Source organism: Cupriavidus sp. 05N38 (assembly GCF_056397345.1).
Window position 1 is genome coordinate 226755 of sequence record NZ_JBFTNF010000003.1, and the last position, 26830, is coordinate 253584.

Annotated in this window: 21 protein-coding genes and 1 tRNA gene; 5 read left to right on the forward strand and 17 right to left on the reverse strand. The window is 68.9% G+C overall.

Annotation, left to right across the window (positions count from 1 at the left end; all coding sequences use genetic code 11):
• Positions 1–73: 73 nt before the first annotated feature.
• Positions 74–3376, reverse strand: coding sequence for a fused isobutyryl-CoA mutase/GTPase IcmF (icmF, locus tag AC1DK4_RS04145; RefSeq protein WP_441650153.1), 3303 nt, complete (start codon positions 3374–3376; stop codon positions 74–76).
• Between the two features lie 421 nt (positions 3377–3797).
• Positions 3798–4130, reverse strand: coding sequence for a DUF2917 domain-containing protein (locus AC1DK4_RS04150; RefSeq protein WP_441617622.1), 333 nt, complete (start codon positions 4128–4130; stop codon positions 3798–3800).
• Between the two features lie 209 nt (positions 4131–4339).
• On the opposite strand from AC1DK4_RS04150, the gene AC1DK4_RS04155 reads away from it, so the two are divergent.
• The gene (locus AC1DK4_RS04155) at positions 4340–5746 is read left to right on the forward strand and encodes an aminotransferase-like domain-containing protein (RefSeq protein WP_477131400.1); all 1407 of its coding nucleotides are present in this window, start codon (positions 4340–4342) and stop codon (positions 5744–5746) included.
• Positions 5747–5863: 117 nt separating this feature from the next.
• Complete coding sequence (locus AC1DK4_RS04160; RefSeq protein WP_441650152.1) at positions 5864–6640, forward strand: enoyl-CoA hydratase-related protein; 777 nt, start codon at positions 5864–5866, stop codon at positions 6638–6640.
• Positions 6641–6706: 66 nt separating this feature from the next.
• Here the strand turns inward: AC1DK4_RS04160 and AC1DK4_RS04165 are convergent, their stop codons facing one another.
• From AC1DK4_RS04165 to aptA, 4 genes are all read right to left on the reverse strand, one after another.
• Complete coding sequence (locus AC1DK4_RS04165) at positions 6707–7144, reverse strand: MarR family winged helix-turn-helix transcriptional regulator (RefSeq protein ID WP_441643150.1); 438 nt, start codon at positions 7142–7144, stop codon at positions 6707–6709.
• Between the two features lie 127 nt (positions 7145–7271).
• Positions 7272–8663: an amino acid permease gene (locus tag AC1DK4_RS04170; protein ID WP_441617617.1), complete on the reverse strand. Its 1392-nt coding sequence runs from the start codon at positions 8661–8663 to the stop codon at positions 7272–7274.
• Between the two features lie 194 nt (positions 8664–8857).
• Entirely contained in the window at positions 8858–10375 is a 1518-nt protein-coding gene (locus AC1DK4_RS04175) for a CoA-acylating methylmalonate-semialdehyde dehydrogenase (RefSeq protein WP_477131401.1), read from the reverse strand.
• A 58-nt stretch (positions 10376–10433) separates the two neighbouring features.
• Entirely contained in the window at positions 10434–11765 is a 1332-nt protein-coding gene (gene aptA, locus AC1DK4_RS04180; RefSeq protein WP_441617613.1) for an omega-aminotransferase AptA, read from the reverse strand.
• A gap of 380 nt (positions 11766–12145) precedes the next feature.
• Here aptA and AC1DK4_RS04185 point away from each other — a divergent pair, with 380 nt between their 5' ends.
• Positions 12146–13660 (forward strand): aminotransferase-like domain-containing protein, encoded by a 1515-nt coding sequence (locus AC1DK4_RS04185; protein WP_441617611.1) that lies wholly within the window; start codon positions 12146–12148, stop codon positions 13658–13660.
• Between the two features lie 58 nt (positions 13661–13718).
• On the opposite strand, the gene AC1DK4_RS04190 is transcribed toward AC1DK4_RS04185, so the two are convergent.
• The 5 genes from AC1DK4_RS04190 to AC1DK4_RS04210 all read right to left on the reverse strand — a co-directional run bounded on the left by AC1DK4_RS04190 (position 13719) and on the right by AC1DK4_RS04210 (position 18961).
• Positions 13719–14294: an acyloxyacyl hydrolase gene (locus AC1DK4_RS04190; protein ID WP_441617609.1), complete on the reverse strand. Its 576-nt coding sequence runs from the start codon at positions 14292–14294 to the stop codon at positions 13719–13721.
• Positions 14295–14882: 588 nt separating this feature from the next.
• Positions 14883–16073 (reverse strand): M24 family metallopeptidase, encoded by a 1191-nt coding sequence (locus AC1DK4_RS04195; RefSeq protein ID WP_441617607.1) that lies wholly within the window; start codon positions 16071–16073, stop codon positions 14883–14885.
• 52 nt (positions 16074–16125) lie between these two features.
• Positions 16126–17094: a Bug family tripartite tricarboxylate transporter substrate binding protein gene (locus AC1DK4_RS04200; RefSeq protein ID WP_441650150.1), complete on the reverse strand. Its 969-nt coding sequence runs from the start codon at positions 17092–17094 to the stop codon at positions 16126–16128.
• Between the two features lie 236 nt (positions 17095–17330).
• A complete protein-coding gene (locus AC1DK4_RS04205; protein WP_441650149.1) occupies positions 17331–17978 on the reverse strand; it encodes a TetR family transcriptional regulator in 648 nt (215 codons plus the stop codon).
• 98 nt (positions 17979–18076) lie between these two features.
• The gene (locus tag AC1DK4_RS04210) at positions 18077–18961 is read right to left on the reverse strand and encodes an alpha/beta fold hydrolase (RefSeq protein WP_441650148.1); all 885 of its coding nucleotides are present in this window, start codon (positions 18959–18961) and stop codon (positions 18077–18079) included.
• A 153-nt stretch (positions 18962–19114) separates the two neighbouring features.
• Between AC1DK4_RS04210 and AC1DK4_RS04215 the strand changes: the two genes are divergently transcribed.
• Positions 19115–20035 (forward strand): LysR family transcriptional regulator, encoded by a 921-nt coding sequence (locus AC1DK4_RS04215; protein ID WP_441650147.1) that lies wholly within the window; start codon positions 19115–19117, stop codon positions 20033–20035.
• A gap of 23 nt (positions 20036–20058) precedes the next feature.
• Here AC1DK4_RS04215 and chrA read toward each other — a convergent pair whose 3' ends face one another.
• Entirely contained in the window at positions 20059–21408 is a 1350-nt protein-coding gene (gene chrA, locus AC1DK4_RS04220; RefSeq protein WP_477116408.1) for a chromate efflux transporter, read from the reverse strand.
• Between the two features lie 204 nt (positions 21409–21612).
• Here chrA and dmeF point away from each other — a divergent pair, with 204 nt between their 5' ends.
• Positions 21613–22620 (forward strand): CDF family Co(II)/Ni(II) efflux transporter DmeF, encoded by a 1008-nt coding sequence (gene dmeF, locus AC1DK4_RS04225; protein WP_441617595.1) that lies wholly within the window; start codon positions 21613–21615, stop codon positions 22618–22620.
• Positions 22621–22719: 99 nt separating this feature from the next.
• Here the strand turns inward: dmeF and AC1DK4_RS04230 are convergent, their stop codons facing one another.
• The 5 genes from AC1DK4_RS04230 to AC1DK4_RS04250 form a co-directional block, all read right to left on the reverse strand.
• A complete protein-coding gene (locus AC1DK4_RS04230; RefSeq protein WP_477131402.1) occupies positions 22720–23856 on the reverse strand; it encodes a bifunctional nicotinamide-nucleotide adenylyltransferase/Nudix hydroxylase in 1137 nt (378 codons plus the stop codon).
• 57 nt (positions 23857–23913) lie between these two features.
• Positions 23914–24354: a GNAT family N-acetyltransferase gene (locus AC1DK4_RS04235; protein ID WP_441617591.1), complete on the reverse strand. Its 441-nt coding sequence runs from the start codon at positions 24352–24354 to the stop codon at positions 23914–23916.
• A gap of 344 nt (positions 24355–24698) precedes the next feature.
• A tRNA-Cys gene (locus AC1DK4_RS04240) sits at positions 24699–24774 on the reverse strand.
• A gap of 107 nt (positions 24775–24881) precedes the next feature.
• A complete protein-coding gene (locus tag AC1DK4_RS04245; RefSeq protein WP_441650356.1) occupies positions 24882–25301 on the reverse strand; it encodes a hotdog fold thioesterase in 420 nt (139 codons plus the stop codon).
• A 104-nt stretch (positions 25302–25405) separates the two neighbouring features.
• Positions 25406–26701, reverse strand: a complete 1296-nt coding sequence (locus AC1DK4_RS04250; protein ID WP_441650362.1) for an MFS transporter — start codon at positions 26699–26701, stop codon at positions 25406–25408.
• Between the last annotated feature and the right edge of the window lie 129 nt (positions 26702–26830).

Genomic DNA, 26830 nt, shown 5'->3' on the forward strand with positions numbered 1-26830 from the left:
AACGCAGGGCAATGTCTCTACATAGCGCTACCTGGCCCTGCGCATTGCCCGAAAAAGCGGCTGCGCCGGCACGTCACATATTGCGGCGGTACTGTCCGCCCACCTCGAACAGCGCGTGCGTGACCTGCCCCAGCGAGCAGGTGCGCACCGCGTCCATCAGCACGGCGAACACGTTCTCGTTGTCGATCACCGCCTGGCGCAGGCGCTGCAGCATGGCCGGCGCGGCAGACGCGTTGCGCGCGTGGAAATCGGCCAGGCGGGCGAGCTGGCTCTGCTTTTCCGCGTCGCTGGAACGCGCCAGCTCCAGCGACTGCGGGGTGGGGTCGCCAGCCGGGTTGCGGAAGGTGTTCACGCCGATGATGGGCAGCGTGCCGTCGTGCTTGAGCTGTTCGTAGTGCAGCGATTCTTCCTGGATCTTGCCGCGCTGGTAGCCGGTCTCCATGGCGCCGAGCACGCCGCCGCGCTCGGCGATGCGCTCGAACTCCTGCATCACCGCCTCTTCCACCAGGTCGGTGAGCTCTTCGATCAGGAAGCTGCCCTGGCTGGGGTTCTCGCACCGGGCCACGCCCCATTCGCGGTTGATGATGAGCTGGATGGCCAGCGCCCGGCGCACCGATTCGCCGGTGGGCGTGGTGATGGCTTCGTCATAGGCGTTGGTGTGCAGGGAGTTGCAGTTGTCGTAGATGGCGATCAGCGCCTGCAGCGTGGTGCGGATGTCGTTGAAGTCGATCTCCTGCGCATGCAGCGAGCGCCCCGAGGTCTGGATGTGATACTTGAGCTTCTGGCTGCGCTCGTTGGCGCCGTACTTGTCGCGCATGGTCACCGCCCAGACGCGGCGCGCCACGCGGCCCAGCACGCTGTATTCCGGGTCCATGCCGTTGGAGAAGAAGAACGACAGGTTGGGCGCGAAATCGTCGATGTGCATGCCGCGCGCCAGGTAGGCTTCCACGTAGGTGAAGCCGTTGGACAGCGTGAAGGCCAGCTGCGAGATCGGGTTGGCCCCGGCTTCGGCGATGTGGTAGCCGGAGATCGACACCGAGTAGAAGTTGCGCACCTGGTGGTGCACGAAGTACTCCTGGATATCGCCCATCACCTTGAGCGAGAACTCGGTGGAGAAGATGCAGGTGTTCTGGCCCTGGTCTTCCTTGAGGATGTCGGCCTGCACGGTGCCGCGCACGTTCTGCAGCACCCAGGCGCGGATCTTGGCTTCCTCGCCGTTGGTAGGCTCGCGGCCGTTGTCGGCGCGGAACTTGTCGAGCTGCTGGTCGATGGCGGTGTTCATGAACATCGCCAGGATGGTCGGGGCCGGGCCGTTGATGGTCATCGACACCGAGGTGGACGGGCTGGTCAGGTCGAAACCGTCGTACAGCACCTTCATGTCGTCCAGCGTGGCGATCGACACGCCCGAGTTGCCCACCTTGCCGTAGATGTCCGGGCGCGTGTGCGGGTCCTCGCCGTACAGCGTGACCGAGTCGAAGGCGGTGGACAGGCGCTTGGCGTCCATGCCCTCGGACACCAGCCTGAAGCGGCGGTTGGTGCGGAAGGCGTCGCCCTCGCCGGCGAACATGCGGGTGGGATCTTCGTTCTCGCGCTTGAAGGCGAACACGCCGGCGGTGTACGGGAAGCTGCCGGGCACGTTCTCGCGCATCAGCCACCTGAGCACCTCGCCGTCGTCCTCGAAGCGCGGCAGCACGACCTTGCGGATGGTGGTGCCGGACAGGGTCGTGCTGGTCAGCGTGGTGCGCAGCTCCTTGTCGCGGATCTTCACCACGTATTCGTCGCCGCCATAGGCCCGGCGCATCTCCGGCCACATCGCCAGCAGCTTGCGCTCGTGCGCGCGGAGCGCGGCGTCGCGCCCGGCGGCGAGCGCCTGCAGGGCATCTCCTGCGCTGTCCGCGGCCTGCCCGGGCGCTGCCAGCAGCATGCGGCGCGCCTCGCGCAATTGCTGGCGCTCGCGCGCCAACCGGCTCTGCGTGTCCACGCGGCGGTGATAGGCGCGCACGGCATCGGCCAGCTCGGCCAGGTAGCGGTTGCGTGCGGGCGGCACGATCACGTTCTGCCCGGTGGAGACGCGCCCGGCCAGTTGCGGCAGCACGCCGGCGGCGGCGCGCAGGCCGCGCGTGGCGAGCGCCGCGAGCAGGCCCTGGTAGAGCATGGTGACGCCGTCGTCGTTGAAGCGCGAGGCCTGGGTGCCGTAGACCGGCATGTCCTCGGGCTTGCCGTGCCATTGCTCGCGGTTGCGCTGCACCTGCTTGGCCACGTCGCGCCAGGCGTCCTGCGCGCCCTTGCGGTCGAACTTGTTGATGGCGACGAAATCGGCGAAGTCCAGCATGTCGATCTTCTCGAGCTGGCTGGCGGCGCCGAACTCGGGCGTCATCACGTATAGCGACAGATCCGCATGCGGCACGATGGCGGCGTCGCCCTGGCCGATGCCCGAGGTCTCCACGATGATCAGGTCGAAGCCGCCCGCCTTGCACGCGGCCAGCACATCGGGCAGCGCCTGCGAGATCTCCGAGCCGGCCTCGCGCGTGGCCAGCGAGCGCATGAAGATGTGCGGGTGGTTGATCGCATTCATGCGGATGCGGTCGCCCAGCAGCGCGCCGCCCGATTTCCGGCGCGAGGGATCGATCGAGATCACGGCGATGGACAGCGCATCGCGCTGGTCCAGCCGGATGCGGCGGATCAGCTCGTCGGTCAGGGAGGACTTGCCGGCGCCGCCGGTGCCGGTGATGCCCAGCACGGGCGTCTTCACGTGCGCCGCCTCGGCACGCAGCGCTTCGGCCAGCGCGGGATCGGCCTTGCCGTTCTCCAGCGCCGTGATCAGCTGCGCCAGCGCGCGGCGGTCGCCGCCTTTCACCGCGTCGAGCGTAGTGGGAGCGTAGCGCGCCAGGTCGATATCGCAGCGCTGCACCATGTCGGCGATCATCCCGGCCAGGCCCATGCGCTGGCCGTCCTCTGGGCTGAAGATGCGCGCCACGCCGTAGGCCTGCAGCGCGCGGATCTCGTCGGGCACGATCACACCGCCGCCGCCGCCGAACACCTGGATATGTTCGCCGCCGCGCTCGCGCAGCAGGTCGATCATGTACTTGAAATACTCGAGGTGGCCGCCCTGGTAGCTGGAAATGGCGATGCCCTGCACATCTTCCTGCAGCGCCGCGCTGACCACTTCCTGCACCGAGCGGTTGTGCCCGAGATGGATCACCTCGCAGCCGGAAGACTGCAGGATGCGCCGCATGATGTTGATGGACGCGTCGTGGCCGTCGAACAGCGAGGCCGCGGTGACGAAACGCACCTTGTTGACGGGACCCTTCGGTCCCTGCGCCGGACGGGCGGCGCCTGGCTGCGAACCCTTCTGCACATCGGAAAGATCGGTCATTGTCTCCACCTGGTTCGGTGTTCGGGCCATCCGCAGGGTCTGGCGCGGCGGCCGCTCTGGTGGCGGCTCGGCTCGCGATGCGGGCAGTCTGGCTGGCGCCGGCACTGCCGCTTGATTATATGACGTTAACGTTAACGGCAATCAAGCGACACAGGCATTGCCTGCCGTGCCGCCCAGGCGACCATGGCGGCTATCGTCGCACAGTTGGCGGCGAATGTGCCGGTACAGTCGGGGGGAGGTTCGGGGGGAGGACCGGGGGGAGGTTCGGGGGGGAGGCGAGACACCGGGCATGGCGGCGATGGCCGCCGGAGCCGGCGCAATGGCGGCCTGCGCGGGACGGCCGATCCGGGCGCAAGCCTGGCTGGTCTGCGTATGCAGCGCGCCTGGCTAGCGATCAACTCGCCGCCGGCGCACGGTCAGGTCACATCCCGGGTTCCGGGCACTGCGTGAAGGCGCGCCGCTGTCCCAGCCGATGCCCCAGCGCACGCGCCATCCCGCCCAGCCAGCGCCACGACAGCGGCGCCGGGTTCTCGGCCAGCGTGAAGCGCGCGCCCTCGCTCTCGCCGGAGAGCCATACCATGGCGCCGGCCGGCAGCGCGCAGGTGGCGCCGGGCAGCAGCCAGATATCCGCATGGTGGCCTTCCACGGTCAGCCACAGGCGCCCTTCGATCGCCTTGACGGTTTGCCCTTCGCGGGCGCGCCAGCCCACCGGCCGGCCGGGTTCATCCAGTTCGAAGATCCGTAGTTCACGCATTTTGCCGCTCCTGTCTCTGCATTGCGGTGTGCTCCGGGCCCTGCCGGCACCACCGATGGGGCCGGCGCGGGTACCTCCTCCGCATGCCTTCCATTATTCACGGCGGCAACTACAATCACATGAACAGTTGTGAACAGTTTTCCATGCACTGTTCAGTAGTTTTTCCTGACACTTCGATGCCTGGGGCCGCGCCCCGGCGCCCCGACACCATGAAGCTGACCCTCGTCCCCTCCACCGGCGTGCCCATCACCGACCAGATCGTCAACGAGGTCAAAAGCTGGATCAGCTCGAGCGACGCGCGGCCCGGCGCGCGCCTGCCGTCGATCCGCCAGATGGCGGCGGAACATGGCATCAGCCGCTTCCCGGTGATCGAGGCCTATGACCGGCTGGTGTCGCAAGGCCTGCTCGATTCGCGCCACGGCYCGGGCTTTTTCGTCGCCGACAGCCCGTTGCTGGCGCGCGCGGCCAACGGCTGGTCCGACCCGAGCCTGGCGGAGGACCTGTCGGACCATATCCTGGAGCAGTTCAACCACCCGAGCACCATGCTCAAGCTGGCCGGCGGCTTCATGCCGGAGCACTGGCGCGACCTCGAGGGCCTGACCCAGGCCATCCGCCAGGTTTCACGCACGGAGGTGGCCAGCGTGATCCACTACGCCACGCCGATGGGCCTGCCGGAGCTGCGCCAGCATGTGCTCACGCGCGTGCGGCAGCTCGGCATCACGGCGGAGCTGCCGCAGGTGCTGATCACCAGCGGCGCCAGCCAGGCGCTGGACCTGGTGGTGCGCCGCCTGCTCAAGCCGGGCGACACGGTATTCGTGGAGGATCCCGGCTACTACAACCTGTTCGGGCTGCTGCGCCTGCAGGGCGTGCGCCTGGTGGGCGTGCCGCACACCGCCAACGGCCCCGACCCGGACGCCACCGAGGCCTTGCTGCGCGAGCACAAGCCCAAGCTGTTCTTCACCAACAGCGTGCTGCAGAACCCCACCGGCTCGACGCTGGCGCCGCCCGTGGCGTTCCGCCTGCTGGAGCTGGCGCGGCGGCATGGCTTCCGCTTCGTCGAGGACGACATCTTCTCGGACTTCCAGACCCACTACACCGACCGCCTCGCCACGCTCGACCAGCTCGAGCACGTGATCTATATCGGCGGCTTCTCCAAGACCGTGTCCGCCTCGCTGCGCATCGGCTACCTGGTGGCCGACAAGGCGCTGGTCAAGGATCTGGTGGATGTGAAGGTGCTGACCAGCGTGGCCGGCTCGCACTTCGCCGAAGCCGTGACGGCGGCGCTGCTCGAGCGCGGTGCCTACCGCAAGTATATGGAGCGCCTGCGCCTGCGCGTGCGCCAGGCCACCGCGGGCGCGGTGCGGCGGCTCCACGGCGCGGGCTGGGAGGTGTATTGCGAACCCGCGGGCGGCAACTTCCTGTGGGCGCGCACGCGCGGCGTGGAAGATTCGCGCGAACTGGTGACGCTGGCCGAGCGGCATGGCGTGACCCTGGCGCCGGGCAACTACTTCCGCCCCGGCGGCGAGACCTCGCCCTGGATCCGCATCAACTCGGCGTTCGTGGAGGAGCCGCGCGCGCTGGCCTTCCTGCAGGAGGCCGGCGCGCTCGAGAAATAGGGCGGAACGCCCCTGCCCCGCCAGCCATCAAGCGGCGGCGACGGCGGCGGCCCCGAGGTTTACTTCGCATGCGAAACATATATACTTCGCATGCGAACATTATCTCAGGAGACCGAAGTGATTCCGCAACTCGAAACCGACCTCGCCGGCGGCGTGCTCACGCTGACCATCTCGCGTACCGACAAGAAGAATGCGCTGTCCAACGCCATGTACTGCGCACTCGCCGATGCGATCGAAGGCGCACCGGGTGACCCGGAGGTCCGCGTCATTGTCATCCGTGCCGCCGGCGACACATTCAGCGCAGGCAACGACGTCAGTGAATTCGCCGCCCAGGCCGCCGGCGACGGCCCCGCCGAGCGGCATGTGCACCGCTTCCTGCGCAGCCTTGCCACCACCAGCTTGCCGCTGATCGCCGCCGTACAGGGCAAGGCGGTCGGCGTCGGCACCACCATGCTGCTGCATTGCGACTATGTGCTGCTGGCCGACGATGCCCAGCTGATCACGCCGTTCATCAACCTGGCGCTCGTGCCGGAAGCCGCGTCGAGCTTGCTGATGCCGCTGCGGGTGGGCCATGCCCGCGCGTTCGAGATGTTCGCGCTCGGCGAACCGGTCGCGGCCACGCAGGCGCTGGCCTGGGGCATCGCCAACCGGACCGTGCCGGCAAGCCAGTTGCATGCCGAGGCGGCGGCAATGGCCGGGCGTATCGCCGCGAAGCCATCCGGCGCGCTCCAGGCCATGAAGCGGCTGATGCGCAACGGGCAGGCGCTGGTTGCGCAGATGGATGCGGAGAGCGCCTGCTTCGAGGAGCGCCTGATGAGCGCGGAAGCGAAGGAAGCCTTTGCGGCCTTCGCACAGCGCCGGCCCGCGGATTTCTCGCGGGTGACACGCACCTAGGCCACGTTCAGGCCAGATTCAGGGCGCACGCCGGCTGCGCCCTGAATGCCCGGGTACCGCCGCGGCTCAGTCCTCGACTGCGGGGAATTTATCCTGCAGGCTCTGCAGCCAGCGCGCGACGACAGCCATTTCCGCTTCGCTGAAGCCATCGGACAGCCGGGCGTTCAGCTCCACCAGGCCCGCCTTCGAGCGGCCATGCGCGGCGCGGCCCGCCGGTGTCAGCCAGACGCGCGAAGCACGGCCGTCGGCGGCATCGGCCCGACGCTCCACCAGGCCCGCCACGGCCATCCTGTCCACCAGGCCGCTCATCCCGGGCGCGCCCATGTCGAGCGCGGCGGCCGCTTCGCTCATCAGCACGCCGTTGTTCTTGCCCAGGAAGAACAGCAATCCCGCCTGCGCGGCGGTCACGCCGCCGAGCGCCGTGCGCGCCTGCGTCCAGCGCTGCAGCCGCCGCTGGCCGACGTTCAGCAGGTAGACCAGCCGCCGTTCCGAATCGTCCTTCAACTTGTCGTCTCCGAATCCGTGGTTGCACATGAGCGTGCGCGAAGCGCTTCGCATGCGAACCTTATCACGCCCGCGGGTGCCCGGACTCGCCGATGCCCGCGCCTGCGAAGCATTGCGGCGCCGGCCCTCAGCCGCCGTGCAACACGGCGTTGCGGCGCGCGTAGAGGAAGTAGATGGCCAGGCCCAGTACCAGCCAGGCCAGGAAAGCGATCCAGGTCAGTGCCTGCAGGTGGGCCATCAGGAACAGGCAGAAACCCACCGACAGCAGCGGCACCACCGGCACGCCCGGGCAGCGGAAGGCGCGCGGCAGTTCGGGCCGGGTCTTGCGCAGCACCAGCACCGCCACCGAGATCAGCGTGAAGGCCGACAGGGTGCCGATATTGATCAGCTCCGCCAGCACGTTGAGCGGCACGAAGGCGGCGATCGCCGCGAACACGATGCCCACGGTCCAGGTAGCGAAGAACGGCGTGGCATGCACCGGATGCACCCTGGACAGCCGCTCCGGCAGCAGGCCGTCGCGCGACATGGCGAAGATGATGCGGGTCTGGCCGAAGGTCATCACCAGGATCACCGTGGTCATGCCCAGGATCGCACCCAGGTCGACGAAGCCGGCTACCCAGTTCTGCCCGGCGTACTGCAGCGCCAGCGAGACCGGGTGATCGACGCCGGCAAACTTGGCGAACGGCACGATGCCGGTCATGATCGCCGCCACCGTCACGTACAGCACGGTGCAGACCGCCAGCGAGCCGATGATGCCGATGGGCAGGTCGCGGCGCGGGTTGCGCACTTCCTCGGCGGCGGAGGTCACCGCGTCGAAGCCGATAAAGGCGAAGAACACCAGCGCCGCCGCGTTGAAGATGCCGTCGAGGCCGAACGGCGCGAACGGATGCCAGTTGGCTGGCTTCACATGCCACACGCCCACCGCGATGAACAGCAGCACCACCGCAATCTTGATGGCCACCATCACATTGTTGAGCCGCGCCGATTCGCGCACGCCGTACGACACCACCCAGGTGATCGCCAGCATGATCACCGCGGCCGGCAGGTTGAACAGCGTCTCCACGCCCGGCACCGCACCCGGCGCGGCGCTCAGCGCCGCCGGCAGGTGGATGCCGAAGCCGCCCATCAGCGACTGGAAATACCCCGACCATCCCACCGACACCGCCGAGGTGGCCAGGCCATATTCGAGCAGCAGGTCCCAGCCGATCATCCACGCCACGATCTCGCCGAGCGTGGCGTAGCTGTAGGTGTAGATGGAACCGGAGACGGGAATCGCGGACGCGAACTCGGCGTAGCACAGCGCGGCAAACCCGCACGCCAGCGCGGCGATGACGAAGGAGACCGTCAGGGCGGGCCCGGCGGTCAGCGCGCCGGTGCCGGTCAGCACGAAGATGCCGGTGCCGATGATGGCGCCGATGCCCATCATGATCAGGTCGACGGGGCCCAGCACTTTCTTCAGGCCGTCGTCGCGCGCGGCGGCCAGCATGGCCTCGATGTTCTTGGTGCGGAACAGACTCATGGCGGGCACTCCTGGCGCTTCTCGGCTCTGAAAAGCGGCGTAGTTTACCTTGGCCTCCGTGCGCGGACGTCACTTCGCGCGGTGCCGCCGTATCCGGGCTGCCGCGGCACCGCGCTTGCCCGCCACCAGCCGGAAAACAAAAAAGCACGGGCGCAAACCCGTGCTTTCCTTGTCACCCGGCAACAGCCCGGGGACTACTTCGCCACCGGCATGGTGAACTCCGCGCCCTTGGCGATGCTGTCCGGCCAGCGCTGCATGACGCTCTTGTAGCGCGTGTAGAAGCGGATGCCTTCCTCGCCGTAGGCATGGTGGTCGCCGAACAGCGAGCGCTTCCAGCCGCCGAACGAGTGCCACGCCATCGGCACCGGGATCGGCACGTTGATGCCGACCATGCCCACCTGGATCTGGCGCGAGAACGCGCGCGCCACGCCGCCGTCGCTGGTGTAGCAGGACACGCCGTTGCCGTACTCGTGCGCGTTGATCAGGTCCACCGCCTGGGCAAAGTCGTGCACGCGCACCACCGACAGTACCGGACCGAAGATCTCTTCCTTGTAGATGGTCATGTCCGGCGTGACGTGGTCGAACAGCGTGCCGCCCACGTAGAAGCCTTCCTCATGTCCGTCGACCTTGTGGCCGCGGCCGTCGGTCACCAGCGTGGCGCCTTCTTCCACGCCGCGGGCGATATAGCCTTCCACCTTGGCCTTGTGGGCGGCGGTCACCAGCGGGCCCATCTCGGCATCGGCTTCCATGCCGTTGCGGATCTTCAGCGCCTGCGCGCGTTCGGCCAGGCGCGGCACCAGCTGGTCAGCCACCTCGCCCACCGCCACGGCGACCGAGATCGCCATGCAGCGTTCGCCGGCCGAGCCGTAGGCGGCGCCGATCAGCGCGTCCACGGCCTGGTCCAGGTCGGCGTCGGGCATCACCACGAGGTGGTTCTTGGCGCCGCCCAGGGCCTGCACGCGCTTGCCGTGCTTCGTGCCTTCGGTATAGATGTACTCGGCGATCGGCGTGGAGCCGACGAACGACAGCGCCTGCACGTCCTTGTGCGCCAGCAGCGCGTCGACGGCTTCCTTGCCGCCCTGCACCACGTTGAACACGCCGTCGGGCAGGCCGGCCTGCTTGAGCAGATCGGCGATCAGCAGCGAGGGCGAGGGGTCGCGCTCGCTCGGCTTGAGCACGAAGGTGTTGCCGCAGGCCAGCGCCACCGGGAACATCCACATCGGCACCATSACSGGGAAGTTGAACGGCGTGATGCCGGCSACCACGCCSAGCGGCTGGCGCAGGTTCCAGTTGTCGATGCCGCCGCCGATGTTGTCGGTGAAATCGGTCTTGAGCAGGTTGGGGATGCCGCAGGCGAATTCSACSAYTTCGATGCCGCGCRTSACTTCGCCCTTGGCGTCGGAGAASACCTTGCCGTGCTCGCGCGTGATCAGCGCGGCCAGGTCGTCATGGTGGCGGTCCAGCAGTTCCTTGAACTTGAACAGGATGCGCGCGCGCTTGAGCGGCGCGGTCTCGGACCAGGCCGGGAAGGCAGCGTGCGCGGCCGCCACCGCGGCAGCCACGTCCTGCGCGGTGCCGAGCGCCACGCGGCCGGCCACGGCGCCGGTGGCCGGGTTGAAGACGTCGGCGAAGCGGCCCGACGAACCGGCGCGCGCGATGCCGCCGATGTAATGCTGGATGTCGGCGATCTGCCGGTTTTCTGCGATGTTCACGTCAGTATTCCTTGTCTTGCCGCCGCGGATCCTTGCAGGCATCCGCGGCGATTTGCCGTTACTGCACGTCCTGCAGGACCTGCTTCACGGTATCGAACATGTGGCCGATCTGCTCTTCCGTGATGATCAGCGGCGGCGAGAAGGCCAGGATGTCGCCGGTGTAGCGCACCAGCACGCCGCGCTCCAGGCACTTGAGGAAGGCTTCGTAGCCGCGCGCGCCGGGCTGGCCCGGACGCGGCTCGAGCTCGATGCCGGCCACCAGGCCGAGGTTGCGGATGTCCTTGACATGCGGCGCGCCACGCACGCCGTGCACCGCGGTTTCGAAAACCGGAGCCAGGTCGGCGGCGCGGCCGAACAGGTTCTCGCGCTTGTAGAGGTCCAGCGTGGCGATGGCCGCGGCTGCCGCCAGCGGGTGGCCCGAGTAGGTGTAGCCGTGCAGGAACTCGATCGCGCCCGGCGCGGCGGAGTTGACCACGGTGTCATGCACTTCGCGCTTGACCGCCACCGCGCCCATCGGCACGGCTGCGTTGTTGATGGCCTTGGCCATCGTGATCAGGTCCGGCGTGACCTTGAAGCGCTCGGCCGCGGTAGCGGCGCCCAGGCGGCCGAAGGCGGTGATGACTTCGTCGAAGATCAGCAGGATGCCGTGGCGGCTGGTGATCTCGCGCAGCTTTTCCAGATAGCCCGCCGGCGGCACCAGCACGCCGGCCGAACCGGCCAGGGGCTCGACGATCACGGCCGCCACGTTGGACGGATCGTGCAGCGCCAGGATGCGCTCCAGGTCTTCGGCCAGGTGCGCGCCCCATTGCGGCTGGCCCTTGGAATAGGCCGCCTCGGCGATATTGAGCGTGGCCGGCAGGTGGTCGGTGCCGGGCATCAGGTTGGCCGCGAAGGCCTTGCGGTTCGGGCCGATGCCGCCAACCGCCATGCCGCCGAAGCCCACGCCGTGATAGCCGCGCTCACGGCCGATGAAGCGGGTGCGCTGGCCTTCGCCGCGCGCACGGTGGTAGGCCAGCGCGATCTTCAGCGCGGTGTCGACCGATTCCGAACCCGAGTTGGTGAAGAAGATGCGGTCCAGGCCGGACGGCATGATCGCGGCCACCTTGGTGGCGGCCTCGAAGGTCAGCGGATGGCTCATCTGGAACGGCGGCGCGTAGTCCAGCGTCTGCACCTGGCGCGTGATCGCTTCGGTGATCTCCGTGCGGCAGTGGCCGGCGGCCACGCACCACAGGCCGGCACACCCGTCGAGGACCTGGCGGCCGTCGTGCGTGGTGTAGTACATGCCGCTGGCCGAGGCGAGCAGGCGCGGCGCCGCCTTGTACTGGCGGTTGGCGGTAAACGGCATCCACAGGGCATCGAGATCGGGGATCACGGTCTTGGCGGCATCCATACGTTCCTCCTCAGGGGGTTCGTCTTGGGCGGCGGCGATCGGCGCCGCGCCCGGTTTATTTCGCTGGGCATCCCGGCATTGCCTTGGGCACTGCCGGTGAATGTGGCCACTGTAGCGGGAGGCCCTCCCATAAAGAATATACGGTCGACAAAACATCGCCTGACCGTACAGGTTCGACTATAACAACCGTACAGATCAGGAGTGAGGCGGTTTGCCGGGCCGCATCGCCGGCGGGCGTGCCATGGCGCGGTGCGGCATGGAAAGCCGCGCCCGCAGCGGGATTCCGCTGCATTGCCACATGGAACGCGAGAAAGATCCCGCTTCCCGCCCAGCGCGCCGCGCGATTAAACTGTACAGGTTCAACCCACCACGCGTGATGCATGCTTAACCTGGAACTCGTGCGCGGCCGCCGTAGCGGCGACACCCTGACCGAACAGATCGTGGCCGGCATCGCCAGCCTGGTCGAGCGCCGCGTGCTGCGCGCCGGCGTGGCGCTGCCGTCGGTGCGGCGCTTCGCCCGGCAGCATGGCGTGAGCACCTTCACCGTGGCCGAGGCCTACGGCCGCCTGACCGCGCTGGGCTACCTGAGCGCGCGGGTGGGCTCGGGCTACACGGTGGCGCATCGGCATGCCCCCGCCGGCCAGGCCCCTGCCGCGCGCTGGGAGGCGCCCGGGCTGAATGCCGCGTGGCTGCTGTCCGATGTGTTCGCCGATCATTCGGTGCCGATCAAGGCGGGCGCGGGCTGGCTGCCAGGCGACTGGCTCAACGAAGAGGGACTGCACCAGGCCATGCGCGCCGCCGCGCGCGTGCCCGCCGCGCAGGTGTCCGGCTATGGCCATCCGTACGGCTTTGCCGCGCTGCGCGAGCATATCGCCGCCGGCCTCAGCCAGTACGGCATGCCGGTGCAGGCCCAGCAGGTCGTGCTGACGCAGGGCGCCACGCAGGCGCTGGACCTGGTGGTGCGCACGCTGCTGCGTCCCGGCGATACGGTGCTGGTGGAGGATCCCTGCTACTGCAACCTGCTGCAGATCCTGCGCGTGGCGGGCCTGCAGGTGATCGGCGTGCGCCGCACCGCCGCGGGGCTCGACACCGACGCCCTYGACCACGCCATCCGCACCCATGCGCCGCGCGCGCTGTTCGTCAACACGGTGCTGCAGAACCCCACCGGCGGCACGCTCACCAGCATGAACGCGCACCGCGTGCTGCAGCTGGCCGAGCAATACCGCCTGCTGGTGGTGGAAGACGATATCTACCGCGAGCTGGCGCCGGCCGGCTCACCGATGCTGGCGGCCATGGACGGCCTCTCGCACGTGATCTACGTCAACGGCTTCTCCAAGACCATCACGCCGTCGCTGCGGGTGGGCTACCTGGCCGCCAGCCCGGAGCTGGCCAAGGCGCTGGCGCGTACCAAGATGGCGGTGGGGCTGACGTCGTCGGAAGTGACCGAACGGCTGGTGTACTCGGTGCTGACCAGCGGCCACTACGGCCGCCACGTGGCGGCGCTGGCCGAGCGGCTGCGCGGCCAGCAGGACCGCATCACGGACAAGATGGAGGCGCACGGGCTGGAAGTGCTGCTGCGCCCGGAAGGCGGGATGTTTGCCTGGGCGCGCGTGCGCGCCGACGAAAGCGGCGGCGAGGCCGCGCTGTCCGGCAACCGGCTGGCCACGCAGGCGCTGGAGCATGGCATCTGGCTGGCGCCGGGTTCGTATTTCGTGCCGGAGGAAGGGGATTCGCCGTGGATCCGCTTCAATGTGGCAACGAGCGATGCGCCAGCGCTGTGGCGCTTCTTCGATGCGCTGCGTGGCGTGCAAAGCCCGGCCACGCCGCCAGGGAGCGCCGAGGGCATCGGGCGCGGTGCGCGCAACGCGCGAGCGGGGCTGGCGCGGCTGGCCTGAGTGTCAGGCCGGCCCGGCCGCGGGTCGCGCCGCGGCCGCCGGGGCGCCGCAAGCGCGATCAGAAGCGATAGCGCACGTAGCCCGTGTAGAAACCACTGCCCGGATTGGGCTGCTTGATGCCGGCGTTGGAGACGTGCTGGTAGCGGAAGCCGGCTTCATAGGCGGTCCTGGGACCGAAAGCCACGCCCAGGCCAAGCATGTCGGAGAACTGGAACAGGCTGCCGGAGCGGTGCTCTTCCGAGGTGTACTTGCTGCTCATCATGCGCACGCCGACCGACGCTTCGAGGAACGGTACCCAGGCGCCGCCGCGCTTTTCCAGGCGCCAGATCGGCGAGAAGCCGAACTCGGTCACGTTATGGTGGTTGGTGCCGCTCAGGGTGTTCCATTCGGCCAGTTCGGCCTCCCACTGCAACTTGAACAGCCAGCCCTGCGGGTTGCCCCAGTTGAAGCCGGAATCCCAGTTCACGCCGACTTCGTACTTGTTGATGTTGTGGCCCGGATCACGGCCGAAGGCAAAGTGGACGGCGGGGTCGGCGTACGCGGACGCGCAGGCGCCGAAAGCGGCAACGGCGGCAAGCGCCTTGAATTGCGATGCGAACCGGCGGGCAAGGCCGGTCTTCTTCTGATTGGTCATGAGCATGGTGGGTGGTATTTACCGCGAAGAGTGGCAAGTCCTAGCGAAAACCTTGCCACCTCTCCCGCGGCAAGGCCGACCACCCGTACTCAGGACCAGAGACGTTCCACCACCAAGCCCGCGGTCACGGCGATCGCAAGCCAGGTGCCAATACATCCGGCAATAAAACGGTAAGTCATGGTCAAATTCCGCAACAAACGCCTGTCGCCAGGCGAATAATTCCGGAATTATACATCCATTCATGAATGTATGTTGGACGCCGGTCGACCACTCCGGCTAGGGCTCGTCGTACTGGTGAGCGATTATGCACCTCCGGGCTGCATCCTGCTCGGCCCATCCCGGTCCCTGTTGCCGTGCCGCGTCAGGGAGCGCATCCGCCCGCACCAGGCTGGCAGACGCCGACGGCGGCAGCGGCCTGCCGAGCAAATTGCCCCGGGCGGCGTCGCAGGCTTCCTCGGCCGGAAGTCGATTTTGCGCTCCAACATCCACTTCATCAGCGGGGCTGCTCAGGCCCGGCGGGCGCGCCTGCGCGATCACCCCGCGCAATCACCGCGCGGCCGGGCGGGGCGACAAGGGACCGGTCGAGGCCTACGCCACGGTGGCGTAGGCGAGCGTCTTCGGCGTCTTCACGATGACCTCGGGCCGCTCGCCCACCACCACGGTGTCGTCGAGGCGGAAGCCGCCGAGGCCATACACGTAGATGCCGGGTTCGGCCGAATAGACCTCGCCCGCCAGCAACGGCCGCGTGTTGAAGGCCATGTCCTCCGGATACTCGTGCAGCATCAGCCCGACCGCGTGCCCGGTGCGGTGGAAGATGTATTCGCCCAGGCCGGCGCGCTCGATCACCGCCTGCGCGGCAGCGTCCATGTCGCACACGCGGCGCCCGCTTACCGCGGCAGCCACCGCCGCATCGGTGGCTTCGGCGGCCACCTGGTAGCAATGCGCCTGCCGCTCGCCGGGCTTGCCGCAGAACCAGGTGCGCTCGTTCTCCACGTAGTAGCCGTTCAGGCGTGGCAGGATCAGGTTGACGATGGTATCGCCGGATGCGATGCGCGCCCCGCACGACGCGCCGTCGCCGTGGGGCGAGGCCGAGGCGGCGCCGGTCAGCGTCCAGCACTTGAGGATCTCGAAATCCTCGCCGGGAAAGCGGCGCGCCGCCTCTTCCACCATCAGCGCCGACATGGCATGGTCCAGCTCCTGCACCAGCCGTCCCGGGCGGATATGCTCGCGATAGCGGTCCTGCACCCAGTCCGTGAGCGCGCCCAGCGCGCGCATCACCTCCAGCTCCTCGGCATGCTTGACCCAGCGCATGCCGCGCATCTCGGCCATGGCCGGGCGCAGCACCAGCTCCGGCAGATGGCGCTGCGCCGCGGCCAGGACCGGGTGGCTCACGTCCACCGCGATGCGCGCGCCGCCGAGCCCGTGCGAGGCCAGCAGCGACGCCACCACCTCGGGCAGCTGCGGCGCCAGCGGCAGGCGCCGCGAGACGCGCGGATGCTCGGCGTAGTAGGTCACATCGCGCAGCCACACCGATTCGTTCTCCGTGCTCAGCCGCATATGGTTGGTGGACAGCTCGTTCATCACCGCGAACGGCTCGCCGCTACGCGGCACGAACACGAACACGGGCCGCTCCCACGGCCATACGTCGAGCTGGAAGTTGGTGGCGAACTGGAAGAAGTCCGGGGTGCCGAACACCAGCGCGTCCACGCGCAGGCGGTCCATCAGCTGGTGCATCATGGCCATGCGGTAGTCGCGCACGGCGGTGGTGATACGGGGCATGTCTTGTCTCCTGTGTCCTGAGTCTAGTGTCCTGCGTCTAGTGCCTTGTGCGTCAGAGCGCGATGCCGAGCTTGCGGATGAATGGCCCCCACGCCTCGGCGTCGCGCCGCATATGGCGCTCCACTTCCGCGGGCGGGCCCTTGATGGGGTCGAGGAACTGGCTGGCCAGCTTCTCCTTGAAGGCGGGTTCGTCCAGGGCCGCGTTGATGTCGGCGTTGATCCTGCCGACCAGCGCCGCCGGCGTGCCGGCCCTGGCCACGATGGCATACCAGCCGGGCACGGCCACGTCATAGCCGAGTTCCCTGAAGGTCGGCACGTCCGGCAGCGCCGGCAGGCGCCTCTCGCCGGTCACCGCCAGCGCCACCAGCTTCTTGCCGGCGATATACGGCTGCACGCCGGCGACCACGTTCATCATTGCGGGCGTCTGGCCCGACATCAGGCTGGTCGAGCCGCCCGCGCCGTTGAATGGCACATGCTGCAGGCGGATGCCGGCACGCTCGGCCACCAGTTCCATCGCCAGGTGGGTCGAGTTGCCGATGCCGCCCGAGGCAAAACTGATGGCGGCCGGACGCGCCTTGGCCTGGCGCACGAATTCGGCAAAGCTGGCCACGTGCAGCGACGGCGCCACCACCAGCACGAACGGCGAGCTGGCCAGCATCGCCACGCCGGCCAGGTCGCGCTGCGGCACATAGGGCAGCGACGGATACAGGAAGGGATTGAAGGCCAGGTTGGACACGCCGGCAAAGAACAGCGTGTAGCCGTCGGCCGGCTGCTGCAGCACGTAGTTGATGGCCAGCACGCCGTTGGCGCCGGGGCGGTTCTCCACCACCACGGCGCGGCCCCAGCGCTTGCCGAGCGCTTCGGCCAGCGCGCGCGCCAGCACGTCGTTGCCGCTGCCGCCGGCCTGCGGCACCACCAGCCGCACGGGGCGCTGCGGCCAGTCCTGCGCGTGCGCGGGCGCGCCGCACGTCCATCCCGCGGCTGCCAGCACGGCAGCCAGCATCAGCTTGCGTCTCTTCACATCGGTCTCCTTTTTCCTCCGCGCCGCCATGGTCTTCAGGGCGGCATGCGGTTTACTGTACCACGTGGTACACGAAGAAGAAAAGACCGCCGGACGCGGGCTGCGTGCGCGCGGCAGGCAAGTGACCGGAGAGGAACCGGGCAGGAACCGGAGAGGGTGGCCGCGCCAGAAAGCAGCGCGGCGCCATCGAGGCGCCGCGTGGCATCAGGTCGTCAGGCGCTCAGGCGCTCAGGCGCTCAGGCGTCAGACGCCTGCGCGGCCCCCGGCGCATTGAGCATGCGCGCGAAATACTTGAGGGCCGCGGTGGTGCCCTTGCGGTCACCGGTGGTGACCAGGTCGAGCAGCAGGCCGCGCACCGTGGCCAGCTCGACGCGCGCGCGCAGCTTCGCCTCGCTCGCGCTCAGTCCGTGCTGTTTGTGGAAGCGCTCGCTCAGCGCGCCGATCCAGCTGCCGATCACGTCGTCCAGAAAGGCCTGGAAGCGCTCGCGATCCCGGATGGCGCGCCCGTAGATCTCGAACAGCAGCTGGATGACCGGCAGGTAGTTGTCCGCCGAGTAGCGGGCCCAGGCCAATTCGAGCGCGCGGGCCGGATCGGTCTCGGCGGTGGCCAGGCTGGCGCGCGACTCCAGTTCGGCATGGCGGATGCGGCGCAGCACGGCCTCCCAGAAGCCGTCGGCCGAGCCGAAGTAGTAGATCAGCATGCGGTGGCTGGTGCCGAGCGCCTCGGCCACGCTGCGCAGCGAGAGATCGCCGATGCCGCGCTCCAGCACATGGCGCACGGCGCCATCCAGCAGCTGGATGGCCTGGTCGCTGGTGGCGCGGCCTTCGGCGGGCTCGGCGACGGGGGTTTCGGCCGGACGGGCGGCGGTCTTGCGAGGCGGCATGGGCGGAATCGCGTGCGGTTGGCCGGCGCCTGGCCGGCGGATGAAGCCAGCGAGTGTATGCCAGCCCGGCCGATCGCGCAGCACCCGGCCGCGCGGCGTCAGTGCTCCGCCAGCAGGAACGGCAGCGTTTCTTCCAGCAGCAGTTCCGGCATTTCCTCGGCGATATAGTGGCCGCACGGCAGGCTCTTGCCCTGTACGTTGCGCGCCACCTTGCGCCATTCCTCCAGCGGCGCGAAGCAGCGGCCCACCGCGCCCTGCTCGCCCCACAAGGCCAGCATCCCGCACTCGACCTGGCGCCCGGCGGCGATGTCGGCACGATCGTGCTCGAGGTCGATCGAGGCGCTGGCCCGGTAGTCTTCGCACAGGCCGTGCGCGGCGCCGGGCTGCCTGAGGCAGCGCAGGTACTCGGCCATGGCTTCGTCGGTAAATGGCGCCAGGCCGGCGCTGCGACTGCCCATGGTGCTGCGCAGGTAGAGCGCGGGATCGGCCTCGATCAGCGTCTCGGGGAACGGCGCCGGGCGGATCAGGAAGAACCAGTGCCAGTAGGCGGTGGCGAACTGCAGGCTGGTCTGCTCGTACATGGCCAGCGTGGGCGCGATGTCCAGCGTCACCAGCCGCCGCACCGCATCGGGATGGTCCAGCGCCATGCGGTGGGCCACGCGGCCGCCGCGGTCGTGCGCCATCACCAGGAAGCGCTCGAAGCCGAGCGCGCGCATGACCGTGACCTGGTCCTGCGCCATGGCGCGCTTGCTGTAGTTGGCATGGTCGGGCAGGCCGGCGGGCTTGCCGCTGTCGCCGTAGCCGCGCAGGTCGGTGGCGACCACGGTGAAATGGCGCGCCAGCGTGGCGGCCACCTTGTGCCAGATCACATGTGTCTGCGGATGGCCATGCAACAGCAGCAGGGCCGGGCCCTGCCCGCCCACCACGGCATGGATCTCGACGTCGCCGCATTGCACGCGGCGCGGGGTGAAGCCTTCGAACACGATTCGTCCTCCTGTCGGGATCAGGTGCAGATCCGCGTAGATGCCAGTGTAAGCATTGAACCCGCCGCTATAATTTCATTCACAGACTTTCATTCGGTCTTCATTTTCAGCAATCCTGGCGCCTTGCCGCCGCCATCGACCGCCGCTCGCCACGTGGACAATTTCTCGGACCTCGCCTTCTTCGTCACCCTGGTCAAGCGCGGCAGCCTGGCCGGCGCGGCGCAGCAGTTCGGCATCACGCCATCCGCGGCCAGCAAGCGGCTGGCCGCGCTGGAGGCCCGCCTGGGCGTGCGCCTGCTCAACCGCACCACGCGCCGGCTGAGCGTGACGCAGGAAGGCGAGGCCTACCTCGAACGCGGCGCGCGCATCCTGGCCGAGCTCGAGGAGCTGGAGCAAGGCCTGGGCGGCAGCCGCGTGGCACCGCGCGGCCTGCTGCGGGTCAACGCCACGCTCGGCTTCGGCAGGCGCCACGTGGCGCCCGCGGTGGGCGCCTTCCTGCTGGCCTGCCCCGAGGTGGAGGTGCAGCTGGAACTGACCGACCGGCCGCTCAACCTGGCCGAGGCCGGCTTCGACGTGGGCATCCGCGTGGGCGACCTGCCCGATGCCCGCCTGAGCGCGCGCCCCATCGCACATAACCGCCGCCTGCTGTGCGCCGCGCCGCGCTACCTGGCCAGCCACGGCGAGCCGGCCTCGCCGCGCGAGCTGCAGCAGCACCGCTGCATCGTGATCCGCGAGAGCGACGCCACCTACGGCACCTGGCACCTGCGCTCGGCCAGCCGCCAGGAAACCGTGAAGGTGCGCGGGCCCGCCAGCACCAACGATGGCGAGGTGGCGCTAGGCTGGGCCTTGCAGGGCCACGGCATCCTGATGCGCTCGGAATGGGAGGTGGCGCCGATGCTCAGGTCAGGGCGGCTGCGCCAGGTGCTGCCCGACTGGTCGACACCGCCCGCCGATGTGTTCGCGGTCTTCCTCACGCGCGACCAGCTCACCGCCAAGGTGCGCGCCTTCGTGGACTACCTCGCGCAGCACTTCGCCGCGCACCGCGAGCCCGGCGTGCCCCACAGCGGCTGGTAGCGGTCGGTGGCGGCTGGCGGCGCTCAGCGCAGCAGCGTGATGGCCATGCCCGCCAGCCCGCAGCAGAGGATCACCGGGATCACCCCCGCCTTGAAGCGGAACAGTGCCACCGCCGCGGCCAGCCCGATCAGGGCCGAAGGCCAGTCGAAGCGGCCCTGCAGCCCGGCCGGCCACAGCACGTGCGAGGCAAAGAACACCGCCAGGTTGACGATCACCCCGACCACCGCCGCCGTGATGGCGGTCAGCGGCGCGGTGAACTTCAGGTTGCCGTGCGTGCTCTCCACGAACGGCCCGCCGAGCAGGATGAACAGAAAGGACGGCAGGAAGGTGAAGAGGGTCACCAGTGCGGCCGCCGCCACGCCCGAGGCCAGTTCGCTGCCGGCGCCAAGCACCGCGTGCGTCCAGCCGCCGACGAAGCCCACGAAGGCCACCACCATGATCAGCGGGCCGGGCGTGGTTTCTCCCAGCGCCAGCCCGTCGATCATCTGCGGCGCGGTGAGCCAGTGGAAATGCTCGACCGCGCCCTGGTTCACATAGGGCAGCACCGCATAGGCTCCGCCGAAGGTCATCAGCGCCGCCTTGGTGAAGAACCAGCCCATTTGCGTGAGCGTGCCCTGCCAGCCGTAGCGCCATGCCAGCGCGCCCAGCGCCAGCGCCCAGATCGCCAGGAAGACGCCGAGTACGCGCGCAAAGCGCGGCCAGGTGAAACTGGCATGCTCGGGCGTCGGCGTGCCGTCGTCGATCAGCGCGGGGCCGTGGCCCGCCCTGGCGGCGCCGTGCCCGCCCGCGCCGGCGAAGCGCGCCGGCGCCAGGCGCCCGCCCACATGGCCGATCAGGGCAGCGGCCACCACGATCAGCGGGAACGGCAATGCCAGCGCGAAGATGGCGACGAACGAGGCCGCCGCAATGGCCCAGAGCCAGCCGTTGCGCAGGGCGCGCGAGCCGATGCGCCATGCCGCCGACATCACGATGGCCGTCACCGCCGGCTTGATGCCGTACAAGACGCCGGCCACCGCGGGCACCTCGCCGAAGCGCAGGTAGACCCACGACAGCAGCATCAGGATCAGCAGCGACGGCAGCACGAACAGCCCGCCCGCCATCACGCCGCCCCAGGTACGGTGCATCAGCCAGCCGATATAGGTCGCCAGTTGCTGCGCCTCGGGCCCGGGCAGCACCATGCAATAGTTGAGCGCATGGAGGAAGCGAGCCTCGGAGATCCAGCGGCGCCGCTCGACCAGGTCCTCGTGCATGATGGCGATCTGCCCGGCGGGGCCGCCGAAGCTGATGAAGCCTAGCTTGAGCCAGTACCAGAAAGCCTGGCGCAGGGAAATGGGCGCCGGGGCGGCCGCGGGAGCGAGGGTGGTGGCGTGCATCGGGTTGTGTGGGGCTGTCGGGGCCTTGCACGGTGGCAGGCAGCGTGCCAACAATAGCAGATGGGCGTGACAGCCCGGGGGCAACCCCGCGCGAGGCGGCACGGGCCAACACCACGCTGCCGGCATGGACGAAGGCGGCCTGCCGCGCCGGCGCTGTTACGCTTGCGCCAATCACATCATTTCGCCACGCAGGGCAAAGCCATCATGCATACCCAGGACCTCTCCCGCTGGACCCACAGCCACGTCTTCGACACAGGCAATCGCGCCGCCGAACGCGGCACCCGCCTGGTGATGCTCATCACCGCCGCCACCATGGTGGCCGAGATCGCCGCCGGCTTGTGGTTCAATTCGATGGCGCTGCTGGCCGACGGCTGGCATATGAGCTCGCACGCGCTGGCAATCGGCCTGGCCGCCTTTGCCTACGCCGCCGCCCGCCGCTACGCCGGCGACAAGCGCTTTGCCTTCGGCGCGTGGAAGATCGAAGTGCTGGCCGGCTTTGCCAGCGCCATCGTCCTGCTCGGCGTGGCCGCGCTGATGGTGTACGGCTCGGTGGAGCGGCTGTTCAGCCCGCAGGCCATCCACTATCGCGAAGCGATGGCGGTGACCATCGTCGGGCTGCTGGTCAACCTGGCATGCGCGCTGATCCTGGGCGACGCTCACCACGGGCATGAACACGGGCATGACCATCACCACGGCCACGATCACGATCACGACCACGGTCACGGCGGTGCGCACCACCACGACCTGAACCTGCGCTCCGCCTACCTGCATGTGCTGGCCGATGCCGCCACCTCGGTACTGGCGGTGCTGGCCCTGGCCGGTGGCTGGTGGCTCGGGCTGGCCTGGCTGGACCCCGTGATGGGCCTCGTCGGCGCGGCGCTAGTCGGCCACTGGGCGCTCGGCCTGCTCAGGCAGACCGGCACCGTGCTGCTGGACCGCGAGATGGACCACCCGGTGGTGGACGAAGTGCGCGAGGTACTGGCCAGCTTCGACCAGGGACCCGAAGGCACGCGCGTGACCGACCTGCATGTGTGGCGCGTGGGCAAGCAGAAGTTCGCGGTGATTGCCAGCCTGGTGACGCACGACAATGCGCTCACGCCGGCGCAGGTCAGGGAGGCACTATCCGTGCACGAGGAGCTTGTGCATGTGACGGTGGAAATTCACCGATGCGGACATGGGGAGGATGAAAGGCTGGCGCACCGGCACGGATGAATCGGGATGCGGGCGGTTGCGGGCCCGCGAGGCCCCGATCGGCATCCGGCTGGTGGACCAGACGGCGCCCCTGGCCCTGGCGCTGGCCGACCCGGGCGGTCAGCGAGGCCGGGCGGGCCCTGCTTCGAACAGGTGGAGAAAGTGGTCGAGGATCAGCAGGTGATCCTCGAACATCTGCCCTTCCAGCGCCAGCAACTCCTGCTGCGGCAGCCAGCGCACCGCCGCCGCGTCGTCGGCGGCGTCCACCCCGGGCAGTGCATCGAGCGGCAGGTCGAAGAAGAAGGCGTGGGTCAGCGTGCGCCCGCGCTGGCTGCGCTCGGGGTGGTCGAACAGCGCCTGGCCGCGGCATGCCTGCTGCAACTCGGCCTTTGGCAGATTGAAGCGGGTTTCCTCGTCGAGCTCGCGCAGGACCGCGTCGGCCACGCGCTCGTGCTGGTCCAGAAAGCCGCCCGGCAGCGCCCATGCGCCGCGCCCGGGCTGGCCGCCGCGGCGGATCAGCAGCACATGGCCGCAGCAGCGCACCACCGCGTCCACGGTGACGAAGACCGGCGGATACGGCGCGGCCGCCCAACGGTGGCGATGGTCCTCGAGGAAGCGGTACTCAGCCAGCAGCACGGCGAAGGCCTCGCGCGCGGCGAACTCGCGCAGGAAGGCAGCGACCGGGGGCGGCAGCACGCGCTCCACGCCATCGAGCGCGCCCGCCTGTGCGAACCACTGCCCGCGCACATCGGCCGCATTGAGTTGTCCGAAGCTGGGCTGCGGCACCAGGGGCCAGCCGRGGAAGTCGTTGAGATAGCCCGAGGATGCATCCTTGAAATGCCCGAACAGCCCGACGCGCGCCTCGGCGCGCAGGCCCGGCTCCGCACCCGGGAACTCGCCCAGGAACTCGCCCAGGACCGCGCCCACGGCGGCGCGCACGGCGGCAGCCCAGCGCGGGCCCTCGTAGTAGTCGCGCACGGCCACGAAGCGCAGATCCGGCACGCGGGCAGCGTCCCATGCGGCCACCGCGGCCTCGATCATGCGGCGGCGCTCGTCGCCGGTGAACGGATTCTTTACCGTGCGCGCCCCACCTGCCGAGCCCAGCACGACGATCACCACGCGCGCCTGCGACAGCGCCTGGCGCAGCATGGCGAAGTGCCCGTCATGGAAAGGCTCGAAACGGCCGATGTACACCAGGCAGTCGAATGGCGCCGGATCCGGCTGGGCGGCGGGCGCCGTCGGCGTGGGCAAGGTCATCGGTGTTTCGTCTTCATGACATCGGACTTCATACTTCGGATATCCCGGGGCATGCGCCTACTTCAGTTCGCAGTACATGCAAAGCGGCAAGCCTTCCTGGCGCTGGAACTCGCGCGAGGCGCGCACCGCGGGCGGCAGGCGCTCGGCCGCGATCAGCGAGAATCCATAGCGGGCAAAATAGTTGGGGCAACTGGCACTGAGCAGCACCGCGCGCGTACAGCCGTTGGAGCGTGCGCGCATCAGCGCGGCGGCAACCATATGGGATGCGATGCCCCGGTCGCGGTAGGGAGGCAGCACGGCCACCGAGCGCACCACCACGGTCTCGTCATACCCCTCGGTGCCGGCGCAGCCGACGATCTTGCCGTCGAGCAAGCCAATATGGAACAGCGCCAGCGAGGGATCGAGGTCGTCGCTGGCGAGGCCACAGGATTCCAGGATTTCCGCGATTGCCGGCCAGTCGGCCGGTTGTGCTGCGCGGACACGCAGATCTCTTGTCATTGCAATTATCTATCCGCCACGCACGATGGCGGAGGTTGTCATGGATGGACTGCGTTGACTTCACACTACATGATTCGGCGGACTTGTTCCAGCCGGGAATACGGCAGGAATCGGGGCGTGCTCTTCCATGCTGTGCGAATACCGGCATGCATCACGCGTTTGGGGGACGTGAGGCGAAAGGACGTGGCGGGAAGGACTTGGGGGAAAGGAAAAAGTGCGGGCGCGGTGGCCGCTGGCGGGATGCAACGGCCACGCACGGTACACGTAGCTCGCGTGGCAAACATGGCGCGCGCGGCATGCACCGGCGCGGCATCCGGCCCTGGACCTGCGCTACCGCCAGGTGCTGGAGGCGGGGGGAACGGAATCGAACCGCCGTGTACGGCTTTGCAGACCGTCGCATAACCACTCTGCCACCCCGCCGCTGTTGGAGGACGCTGCGATGCGCGTCCTCGTTCAGTGCGGGCGCAGTGTATCCGGAAACGGGAAACTCTGCACGGCACGCCTTCGGCGGGCGCGGCCGCGGGCGGTCAGCGCGACAGGATCGACATGGTGATGCGGGAGATGCACACCATCCGGCCTTCGTCGTCGCGGATCTCGATGGCCCACACGTGGGTGGTACGGCCCACATGGACCGGCGTGGCCGTGCCCGTCACAAAGCCGCTGCGCACCGCGCGCACATGGTTGGCGTTGATGTCGAGCCCCACGCAGTACTGCGCCTCGTTGTCCAGGCACAGGCTGGCCGCGCAACTGCCGAGCGTCTCCGCCAGCAGCACGGAGGCACCCCCGTGCAGGATGCCATAGGGCTGCACGGTGCGACGGTCCACCGGCATGCGCGCGCTGAGAGACGCCTCGCCTACCTCGGTGAACTCGATGCCGAGCTGCGCCACGGCGGTGTCCTCGTGGCGAGCCTGGAGCGCTTCCAGCGATGGGGTCGATTTCCACAACATGCACGGTCTCCCTTGTTCGTTATCCGTTGTCGTCTGGCGCACCATTCTAAGTCAGACGCCTGCCGGACCGTGGGCATGCCCCCACGGCGAACGCAGCGTGGCCCTCAGGCCAGCGGACGCTGCCGGTAGTCGATCAGGCTCGAGCAGACAGCCAGCAGCACTGCCATCACCACGAAGAACAGCAGCGCCAGGAAGTAGGAGCCGGACCACTGCACGATCACGCCGATCAGTAGCGGCACCACCACCCCGGCCATGTTGCCGCAGAAGTTCATGATGCCGGCCAGCACGCCGGTGCGCTCCGTGCCGCCGATGAGGGCCGGCAGGCACCAGTACATCCCGCACCAGCGGATGAAGAACATGGCGGTGCAAAGCAGCACGATGACCCGGGCGGCATCGGCCGTGTAGGCCGCCGCCAGGATGCAGGCCGCCGCCACCAGCGAGGAGCCGCTGAACATGCTGCGCATCACGAGGTTGGGCGACGCGCCCGAGGATTTCCACTTGTCGCCGATATAGCCGCCGACCAGTTCCCCGACGAAGCCCGACATGAAGATCACGAACGTGGCGCCGCCCATGCTGGAGATATTGAGGCCGTGCGTCTTGTGCAGATAGCTCGGCATCCAGGTCAGCAGGCCGTAGAACACGCTCAGCACGCAGCTGTAGCCGCCGAACATGGCGAGGATGGAGCGGTCGCGCAGCAGTTCGCGCAGCGGCGGCGCGGCTGCCGTGCCGCCCTCGCGCTCGCCGTTGGCACGCGTGATGTGTTCGAGCTCGGCCGCGTTGACGCCGGGGTGATCCGCCGGATGGTTGCGGATGTAGTACCAGGCCAGCCAGCCCGCCAGCATGGTGCCGACGCCCGAGATGACGAAGGCAATGCGCCACGAGCCCAGCCATGCGATCAGGCCCGCGATGATGATGGCGCCGAGCGCGCTGCCCAGCGGCGCGCCGCCGTCGACCAGGACCGCGCCGCGCCCGCGCTCGTTGGGCGTCAGCCACGCGCCGGTCAGCTTGGCGCCGGCGGGCATGATGGGCGATTCGGCCACGCCCAGCCCCATGCGGGTAAGCAGCAGGATGACACCATTGTGGGCAGTCGCGCCCAGCGCCTGGAAGGCGCCCCAGGCCACCGTCGCCGCGGCGATGATGCCGCGCGTGTGATAGCGGTCCAGCAGCGCGCCCACGGGCACCTGCATCAGCGCGTAGGACCAGAAGAAGGCGCTGAGCACCAGGCCTTCGGCCGCGGGCGAGAGGTCGAACTCGGGTGCGATCAGGGGCAAGGCCACCGACAGCGAAGCGCGGTCGATGTAGTTGATCGCCGTCAGCAGCAGCATGATGAGGAAGATCCGCCAGCGCACGTTGCTGGGGCGGGCGGCCGCGCGCGGCTGCGCGCGCATGTCGGCGCGCATGTCGGAGCGAATCTCGGCCGCGGCGTCGGGCACGTCGGAGGCCCCGGTGTCGAAGGCATCAACGGATTTCATGTTGTCTCGTCCTTGTGATTGTGTTTTTTGCCGCGGCCGGAGCGCGCGCGGTGGCGC

What these genes read in the sequence shown, in the direction of transcription:
- AC1DK4_RS04235 (WP_441617591.1), bottom strand. Translation starts at nt 24,354, where the DNA reads ATGACAAGAGATCTGCGTGTCCGCGCAGCACAACCGGCCGACTGGCCG.
- AC1DK4_RS04150 (WP_441617622.1), bottom strand. Translation starts at nt 4,130, where the DNA reads ATGCGTGAACTACGGATCTTCGAACTGGATGAACCCGGCCGGCCGGTG.
- AC1DK4_RS04190 (WP_441617609.1), bottom strand. Translation starts at nt 14,294, where the DNA reads ATGACCAATCAGAAGAAGACCGGCCTTGCCCGCCGGTTCGCATCGCAA.
- AC1DK4_RS04195 (WP_441617607.1), bottom strand. Translation starts at nt 16,073, where the DNA reads ATGCCCCGTATCACCACCGCCGTGCGCGACTACCGCATGGCCATGATG.
- icmF (WP_441650153.1), bottom strand. Translation starts at nt 3,376, where the DNA reads ATGACCGATCTTTCCGATGTGCAGAAGGGTTCGCAGCCAGGCGCCGCC.
- AC1DK4_RS04250 (WP_441650362.1), bottom strand. Translation starts at nt 26,701, where the DNA reads ATGCGCGCCGACATGCGCGCGCAGCCGCGCGCGGCCGCCCGCCCCAGC.
- AC1DK4_RS04205 (WP_441650149.1), bottom strand. Translation starts at nt 17,978, where the DNA reads ATGCCGCCTCGCAAGACCGCCGCCCGTCCGGCCGAAACCCCCGTCGCC.
- chrA (WP_477116408.1), bottom strand. Translation starts at nt 21,408, where the DNA reads ATGCACGCCACCACCCTCGCTCCCGCGGCCGCCCCGGCGCCCATTTCC.
- aptA (WP_441617613.1), bottom strand. Translation starts at nt 11,765, where the DNA reads ATGGATGCCGCCAAGACCGTGATCCCCGATCTCGATGCCCTGTGGATG.
- AC1DK4_RS04170 (WP_441617617.1), bottom strand. Translation starts at nt 8,663, where the DNA reads ATGAGTCTGTTCCGCACCAAGAACATCGAGGCCATGCTGGCCGCCGCG.
- AC1DK4_RS04245 (WP_441650356.1), bottom strand. Translation starts at nt 25,301, where the DNA reads ATGTTGTGGAAATCGACCCCATCGCTGGAAGCGCTCCAGGCTCGCCAC.
- dmeF (WP_441617595.1), top strand. Translation starts at nt 21,613, where the DNA reads ATGCATACCCAGGACCTCTCCCGCTGGACCCACAGCCACGTCTTCGAC.